Source organism: Pseudoxanthomonas taiwanensis, from assembly GCF_010093135.1.
GTDB classification, from domain to species: Bacteria; Pseudomonadota; Gammaproteobacteria; order Xanthomonadales; family Xanthomonadaceae; genus Pseudoxanthomonas; species Pseudoxanthomonas taiwanensis.
In genome coordinates this window covers 62,685-69,905 of record NZ_PDWK01000005.1, presented here as the reverse complement: position 1 = coordinate 69,905, position 7,221 = coordinate 62,685, and the positions used below count along the sequence as shown (strand labels likewise).

Here is a 7,221-nt window from a genome sequence, read left to right as displayed (position 1 = left end):
CGGCTCGATCAGACCCAGCAGCGCCTGCCACGGCACCACCTGCTCCATCTCCGCCAAAAACACCTCGCGCCGCGTGCGCTTGCGGCTCCCCAGACCCTCGGCATCACCGAACGACAGCTGCATCGCACTCACCCCGATCACGGTGAGGCATTGTCGCGCAATCGGGCGGAGTTGTTCAGACCTTCCTTAAGGAGATCCAGGAGGCGGAGGCGGAGCTGGCATGACGCCAGCCTGACCGGGCTGCCGGTCAGCCCCGGGAGTCGGGAGTATGCCTTTCCTGCGTCCCCTTCCCGGCCGCGGCCCTGGCCTTCTTGCCCTTGTCGTAGTGCCACTTGATGGCGAAGAACATGCCCACGCCCAGGATCAGCACCTTGAGCGTCAGGAACACGACCGGGAACCACTCCATCGACAGGAGCATGGGATCTACCACCTGGAACGGGAAAACCATGGCCCGCGCGACGGCGGGCCGTTGACGCTCACCCCGTGCGGGCGTGAGCCTGGGCGCGGGGCCGGCAGGCGCGGCCGGGGCGGCGAGGGTCACCACTATACGCCTGTGGGGCTGGAGGCGGCCAGACTGAACCCCTTCGTGTCCGGCCCTGCGCTCAGGGGTGTCCGGACGCCATCCAGGACGCTTGCCGGGCATTGCGCAGGACGCCGGTACCGGACACGCCCCTGGGCGCCGCCTGCACGCGGCCCCTGCAGGGCGCCACGCCTTCCTGCCCCTCTTCACAAACCGCACAGAAACTGGTCGAATGCAATTTCGATGCGGGTCATGATGCCGGAGTGTCAAGGTGGGGGCGACGCAGGACAGCGTCCGGTGGGGCATCGAGCGCCGGCTCGAATTCATCGAGTTCCGGCTCTTCTGGGAAGGCCATGTCAACCGCAGCGACCTGATGGCCGCCTTCGGGATCTCGATCAACCAGGCATCCACCGACCTGAACCGCTACCTCGGCATGGCGCCGGGCAACATGCTCTACGACAAGAGCGCCCGCGCCTACGTCCGCGGCGACCGCTTCGCACCCCTGTTCCTGAAACCGGACCCGGCCAGCTACCTGTCCCAGCTGCGGTCGATCTCCGACGGCATCACCACGCAGGAGGAAACCTGGATCGGCCGGCTGCCGGCCTTCGACACGGTCCCCAGCCCTGTCCGTGGCATCGATGCCCACACGCTGCGCCGTGTCATCGAAGCGATCCGTACCAGGCAGGCGCTGGAAGTCGAGTACCAGTCCCTTTCCTACCCTGCCCCACGCTGGCGCTGGATCGCGCCCCATGCCATCGCGTTCGATGGTTTCCGCTGGCACGCGCGGGCCTGGTGCTTCACCGACCAATGCTTCAAGGACTTCCTGCTGGCGCGCATCCTCGGCATCCGGGATAGCCGCCCCAGTGATGTGGATCGCGGCCAGGATGCCGACTGGCACACCATGGTGACACTGGAAATCGGCCCGCACCCGGGACTGTCTGAAGCACAGAAGAAAGTGGTGGCGCTGGACTACGGCATGCGCAACGGCAAGTGCAACGTCACCGTCCGCAAGGCCCTGCTCTACTACACGCTCAAGCGTCTCGGGCTGGACACTGACCCGTTCACCCGGACCCCGGCGGACCAGCAGATCGTATTGCTGAACCGGGAAGTGACGGGCATGAAGCGAACCACGTCCACGAATAAGCCGCCTATCCGGAACGACTGAATCTGGAAGGCAAGCCATGACAAATCTGTGAAGATAAACCATGCCATTGACCCTGCCCCAACTGGAGCGCCACCTCTTCAAAGCCGCCGACATCCTGCGCGGCAAGATGGATGCCTCCGAGTTCAAGGAGTACATCTTCGGAATGCTGTTCCTCAAGCGCTGCTCGGACGTCTTCGAACAGCGCCGCGAGGAAGTCATCCAGCTCGAACTGGCCAACGGCAAGACCGAAGCCGAAGCCCGGGCGTCCGCAGAGAACCCGCGCTGGTACAAGAAGGAGGACTCATTCTGGGTGCCGCCGCAGTCGCGTTACGAGTTTCTGCTCAACGAGGCTCACCAGAACGTCGGCGACTACCTCAACAAGGCGCTGGCGGGTCTCGAGAGTGTCAACGTCAGCCTGGATGGAGTGCTGGAGCACATCGATTTCACCCGCAAGGTCGGCCAGAGCAAGATCCCCGACATCAAGCTGCGCCAGCTGATCACGCACTTCGGCAAGTATCGCCTGCGCAACGAAGACTTCGAGTTCCCCGACCTGCTGGGCGCGGCCTACGAATACCTGATCGGCGAGTTCGCCGACTCGGCCGGCAAGAAGGGCGGCGAGTTCTACACGCCGCGTTCGGTGGTGCGGATGATGGTTCAGCTCATCAAACCACAGCAAGATCACGACATCTATGACCCATGTGTTGGGTCCGGCGGCATGTTGATTCTGTCCAAGGAATACATCGATGAGCACGGAGGCGATGGGCGCAAGGCCAATCTCTTCGGCCAGGAGTTCAACGGCACGGTGTGGTCCATCGCCAAGATGAACATGCTGCTGCACGGCATCAGCACCGCCGACCTGCAGAACGAGGACACCCTGGCCGAGCCGCAGCACGTCGAGGGCGGCGAGCTGAGGCGCTTCGACCGCGTGCTCACCAATCCGCCGTTCTCCATCAACTGGGGCAACACCGAGAAGAACGCCGACGGCACGCCCGCCTGGGCGCCGAAGTTCCCCGAGCGCTTCCGCTTCGGCCAGGTGCCGCTGGGTGCCAAGAAGGCCGACCTGATGTTCCTGCAGCACATGATCGCCGTCACCCGCGACGGCGGCATGATCGCCACCGTCATGCCGCACGGCGTGCTGTTCCGTGGGGGTGAAGAAAAGACCATCCGCGCGGGCATCATCGAGGAAGACTTGCTCGAAGCGGTGATCGGCCTTGCCCCCAACCTGTTCTACGGCACCGGCATCCCCGCCTGCATCCTGGTGCTGCGCCAGCAGGTGCAGAACGGCGCACAGCGGGTCAGCGGCAAGCCGAAGGAACGCCAGGGCAAGGTGCTGTTCATCAATGCCGACCGCGAGTACTTCGAAGGCCGGGCGCAGAACTTCCTGCTGCCCGAGCACATCGAGAAGATCGTCACCACTTTCGACGAATTCAGGGAAGTGCCCGGCTTTTCGGCCATCGTCGACAACGCCACGCTCAAGGCCAACGACTACAACCTCAACATCCGCCGCTACGCCGACAACGCCCCGCCGCCCGAGCCGCACGACGTGCGCGCGCATCTGGTTGGTGGCGTGCCCAAGGCCGAAGTGGCCGACAAGGCCGCGCTGTTCCAGGCCCACGGGCTGGACCCGCTGGATCTGTTCGTCGAGCGCGATGCGAAGTACTTCGACTTCAAGCCCGAACTGACCAGGCGCCAGGACCTCAAGCCCGCCATCGAAGACAACGCCGGCATCAAGGCCAGGGAAGCCGCCATCCGTGAAGCCTTTGAGCAATGGTGGCAGGCGCACAGCGGCCGCATCACGGCCTTGCACGGGCAAACGAGCCTGGTGACCACGCGCGAAGAGCTGCTCGCCAGCTTCGCCGAAGCGCTCACGCCCACCAGGCTGCTGGACGCCTTCCAGGTGCGTGGCATCAGCGCCGGTTTCTGGTACGACAACCTCAACGATTTCAAGGCCATCATGGCGCGCGGCCCCCTGGGCCTGATTCGCGGCTGGCGCGACACCATCCTGAGTGAGCTGAAAGACGAGGAAACAAAGAAGAAGTCCAACCCGCTGGAGCACAAGCTGGTCAAGTTCCTGATGGGCGACTTCGTGGAGGCCATCAACGAACTGGAGGCCAGGAAGGCCGAACTGGACAGCCAGATCAAGGCGGCTGATCCCAGGTCCGCCAAGGATGCCGACGGCGAGGATGGCGAAGCTGCCGAAGCGGAGGATGAGGCCGACGACGAGAACGCCGTCGACGAAGCTCAGCTCAAGGCCTGGAAGAAGGAACTCGCTACAGTCAAGAAGCAGCTCAAGACGAAGAAGGACAGCTTCGCTGCGCATCTCAACACCGCCGTCGATGGCCTGTCACCCGAGCAGGCCGCCGAGCTGCTGCTGACTATCCTGCACGACGACATGCGCGCCATCGTCGAGCGCTATATCGCCGCCCAGCGCAAGGCCATCATCGCCGCGTTCGAGAACTGGTGGGACAAGTACCGGGTAACGCTGACCGAGATCGAGGGCAAGCGAGATACGGCGGCGAAGGCGTTGCAGGGGTTCTTGAAGGGGTTGGGGTATGTCTGAGATGCGACCCAACTACCCGCACGACTGGACCTCCCAAACGCTCGAGCAGCTCTGTTTCCAAGTGACGAGCGGTGGAACACCAACGTCTGGTAGCCGACGGTATTACGTTGAGTTCGGTGGTCTTCCTTTCGCAAAGACGGAGGACCTCACGCGCGCAAGAACGAAGTTCATCGATGACTGCGAGTTGGCGATTTCAGACGCCGCCCTTAAGGAGTCAGCCGCCAAAAGGTATCCTGCAGGAACCATATTCGTCTCCATGTATGGAACGATCGGGCTAACAAAAATTGCGGCAGTCGAGATGGCAGGGAATCAAGCGCTGTGCGCGTTGGTGCCGCCCTTTGCTTGCAATTCCGACTACCTGCACCACCACCTTGAGTACATTAGGCCGCACTGGCTAAAGCACTCCGGTCAGACCACACAAGCCAACATTAATGGCGCAACCGTTCGAGCGCACGAAGTCCCATTGCCGAGTTTTAGTGAGCAACGCGCGATCGCTCAAATCCTCGACACCCTCGACACCGCCATCCACGAAACCGAGGCGATCATCGCCAAGCTCAAGGCCGTCAAGCAGGGCCTGCTGCACGACCTGCTGACGCGCGGCATCGACGACAACGGCGAACTGCGCCCGCCCCAATCCGAGACGCCGCATCTCTACAAGCCGTCGCCGCTGGGGTGGATTCCTAAGGAGTGGGAACAGGCATATCTAGGAGCCAAAGTTGAATTCTTTGGAGGGTATGCATTCCCTGAAAGGTGTCAGGGGCAGTCTGAAGGTGAGGTGCCGTTCTTCAAGGTAAGCGATCAATCGAATCCGGGAAATGAACGAGATCTGCGAGTTGCCAACAATTATGTATCCCGTGAGCTGGCTCGAAAACAAGGCTGGAAGCTGTTGCCTGAAGGTGGTGTCGCATTCGCGAAGGTGGGTGCGGCTTTGCTCATGAATCGCCGGCGATTATTGGCGCAGGATTCGCTTGTTGATAACAACATGATGGTTGCGACGGGAGGCGACGAGGTCCATTCAACCTGGCTGTATTGGTTTTTGCAAACCATAGATTTTGGAAAAATTGTTCAGGACGGCGCGCTTCCCTCAGTGAATCAGGGTCAACTTGGTGCTCTGCCCGCATCCTTCCCAAAGCTAGAAGAGCAAAGGGAGATTGCGGACAGGCTTAATCGGCTTGATGGAATATTGGATATGGAGCAAATCTGCCTTGAGAAGAGTCGGCAACTGAAAACCGCTCTCATGGACGACCTCCTCACCGGCCGTGTCCGCGTCACCCCTCTGCTGCAGGAGGCACAACACGCATGACGCCCAGACTGCCACCTGCCGAATCCTTGACGGTCGAATTCAAGAGCGACCGCAAGCGCCTGTCGGACAACGAGCTGGTCGAGGCCATCGTCTGCCTTGCCAATGCAGAGGGCGGCGAGCTGTGGCTGGGTGTTGAAGATGACGGCACGCCCACGGGATTGCATGCGGAGCACCAAATGCTCGATGGCCTGCCCGGCCTGGTGGCAGCACGGACCTCCCCTTCGGTCAACGTGACGGTGCAGGCCTTGGAAGTGGATGGCGTATCCGTCGCCCGTATCGCCGTCCCCAAGGCGCGGTCTGTGGTCGCGACCTCGGGTGGCGTGTATCTGCGGCGCCGGATACGGCACGACGGGCAGCCGGAATGCGTGCCCATGCTGCCCCACGAGCGCGAAAGCCGTGCCAGTACCCTGGGGCTGGTCGATGTGTCCGCGCTGCCGGTGGCGGGTGCCACGCTGGCCGACCTGGACCCGCTGGAGCGTGAGCGCCTGCGCCAGGCCGTGCAACAGTACGGAGGCGACCGCGTGCTGCTGGAGCTGGACGATGAGGCACTGGACGGCGCGCTGGGGCTGACCGTTCGCGAGCCGGACGGCAGCCGGGTGCCCACCCTGACTGGCCTGCTGCTGTTGGGGCGGGAGAGTGCCCTGCGTAATCGGGTGCCCACCCACGAATTCGCTTTCCAGGTGCTGGCGCAGCAGGCGGTGCGCTTCAACGAATTCCGCCGTTTTCCGCTACTGAAGGCATTGGAGTGGCTGGAGACCAATTTCCGGCCCTACAACCCGGAAGAAGAACTGCAGGTAGGCTTGTTCCGCGTGCCGGTGCCGATGGTGGACATGGCGGCCTTCCGTGAGGCGGTGGCCAACGCCCTGATCCACCGTGACTACCACCGCCTGGGGGCGGTGCATGTGCGGCTGGAAGACGACGCCCTGGTGGTCAGTAACCCGGGCGGACTGGTGGAAGGGGTGACGCTGGCCAATCTGCTGGTGACCGAGCCGCGCCCCCGCAACCGCGCACTGGCCGATGCCATGAAGCGCATCGGGGTGGTCGAACGTTCCGGGCGCGGCGTGGACACCATCTATCGCGGCATGCTCAAGTTCGGCCGGCCGGCGCCGGATTACTCCCGTACCGATGCCCACAATGTCGTGGTGCGCCTGCCTACCGAACCGGCCGACCTGGATTTCCGCCGGCTGGTGGTGGAGGAGGAGCGCCGGCGCGGCGCCGAGTTGCCCATCGACAGCCTGATCGCGCTGGCGGCCCTGCGGGAGCTGAAGCGGGTGACGGCCGACGAGCTGGCAGGCCGCATCCAGCGGGACGCGGCGAGCGCGAAGCGCACGCTGGAGGCATTGATCGAAGCGGGTTTGGTGGAGGCACACGGTGCGGCACGCGGGCGCAGCTATACCCTGTCGGCCGCTGTCTACCAGCGCCGGGGCGAGAAGGCCGCGTATACCCGTCAGGCTGGCTTTACCCCCATCCAGCACGAGCAGATGGTGCTCAACTATGTGCGTCAGCACGGGCAGATTCGGCGTGCCGAAGTGATGGATTTGTGCCGCCTTAGTGAGGGGCAGGCCAAGGATCTGCTGAAACGGATGCAGGGTAACGGCCTGCTGAAGCTGGAAGGCGCAGGACGGGGCGCCTTCTACCGGCTGGGGGAACGGGGATTGAAAACGGATGAAAACGGATGAAAACGGATGAAATTG

Annotated in this window: 5 protein-coding genes and 1 pseudogene; 4 read left to right on the top strand and 2 right to left on the bottom strand. The window is 63.1% G+C overall.

Annotated elements, in window-relative coordinates; genetic code table 11:
- Both CR938_RS02110 and CR938_RS02105 read right to left on the bottom strand, forming a co-directional pair.
- Nucleotides 1-123 (bottom strand): annotated as a pseudogene (locus CR938_RS02110) (IS5/IS1182 family transposase); the annotation flags it as partial.
- Between the two features lie 124 nt (nt 124-247).
- Nucleotides 248-418, bottom strand: coding sequence for a hypothetical protein (locus CR938_RS02105; protein ID WP_162123377.1), 171 nt, complete (start codon nt 416-418; stop codon nt 248-250).
- A gap of 373 nt (nt 419-791) precedes the next feature.
- On the opposite strand from CR938_RS02105, the gene CR938_RS02100 reads away from it, so the two are divergent.
- From CR938_RS02100 to CR938_RS02085, 4 genes are read left to right on the top strand one after another with little or no spacing between them, the layout of a single operon-like run.
- Complete coding sequence (locus CR938_RS02100; RefSeq protein ID WP_162123427.1) at nt 792-1,685, top strand: BrxR family helix-turn-helix transcriptional regulator; 894 nt, start codon at nt 792-794, stop codon at nt 1,683-1,685.
- Between the two features lie 40 nt (nt 1,686-1,725).
- Nucleotides 1,726-4,224 (top strand): type I restriction-modification system subunit M, encoded by a 2,499-nt coding sequence (locus CR938_RS02095; protein WP_162123426.1) that lies wholly within the window; start codon nt 1,726-1,728, stop codon nt 4,222-4,224.
- Nucleotide 4,225: 1 nt separating this feature from the next.
- On the top strand, nt 4,226-5,527 hold the full coding sequence (locus tag CR938_RS02090; protein WP_162123425.1) for a restriction endonuclease subunit S: 1,302 nt from the start codon (nt 4,226-4,228) through the stop codon (nt 5,525-5,527).
- On the top strand, nt 5,524-7,206 hold the full coding sequence (locus CR938_RS02085; RefSeq protein WP_162123424.1) for an ATP-binding protein: 1,683 nt from the start codon (nt 5,524-5,526) through the stop codon (nt 7,204-7,206). The genes CR938_RS02090 and CR938_RS02085 overlap by 4 nt, the downstream gene beginning before the upstream one ends.
- Nucleotides 7,207-7,221 lie beyond the last annotated feature (15 nt).

Bases quoted from the DNA above. Each gene is read 5' to 3' on its own strand.
- CR938_RS02090 (WP_162123425.1), top strand. From the start codon at position 4,226: ATGCGACCCAACTACCCGCACGACTGGACCTCCCAAACGCTCGAGCAG.
- CR938_RS02085 (WP_162123424.1), top strand. From the start codon at position 5,524: ATGACGCCCAGACTGCCACCTGCCGAATCCTTGACGGTCGAATTCAAG.
- CR938_RS02095 (WP_162123426.1), top strand. From the start codon at position 1,726: ATGCCATTGACCCTGCCCCAACTGGAGCGCCACCTCTTCAAAGCCGCC.
- CR938_RS02105 (WP_162123377.1), bottom strand. From the start codon at position 418: ATGCTCCTGTCGATGGAGTGGTTCCCGGTCGTGTTCCTGACGCTCAAG.